This is a genomic window from Halomonas elongata (assembly GCF_029081005.1).
GTDB classification, from domain to species: domain Bacteria; phylum Pseudomonadota; class Gammaproteobacteria; order Pseudomonadales; family Halomonadaceae; genus Halomonas; species Halomonas elongata_B.
Genome location: NZ_JAJQTQ010000091.1, coordinates 1 through 456 on the forward strand (window position 1 = coordinate 1; position 456 = coordinate 456).

Sequence of the window (456 nt, forward strand, 5' to 3'; positions counted from 1 at the left end):
GGATGAGATGTTCTCTCACTTTGGGAAAACACTGGCAGTGGGTCACTGGCATAACGACATGCCAGGTTTGACGCCGGAGGCTAAAATTATTGCTTACAGCGAAGGCTGTCCGCGGCAGATCATTGCCTATTCAGACCGCGTCTTTGGTTTCCAGTGCCACATGGAGCTCACATTGGACGTTGTAGAACGGCTGATCGCTCATTCTGAGAAAGACCTGAGCCGTGCAGCAGAATTTCGTTTCGTTGACACGCCTGAAGCGCTCCGGGCGCACGATTACAGCGAGATGAATCAGAAGCTCTTTACTTTCCTGGATAAGCTGGAGGCGCATTACAAAGTAGCACAAGCATATTGTCATGCTCGATGAACTTGCCAACGGGTTTAGATTTTAATGTCCGCTCCTGACGCAGAGCGGACGAATCAACTGTGGTTAAGAGCCAGGCTGAGCGAGAAGCGGAT

Annotated in this window: 1 pseudogene; it reads left to right on the forward strand. The window is 50.9% G+C overall.

The window, feature by feature from the left end:
* Positions 1-364, forward strand: a pseudogene (locus LU493_RS19575) (hypothetical protein); the annotation flags it as partial.
* Positions 365-456 lie beyond the last annotated feature (92 nt).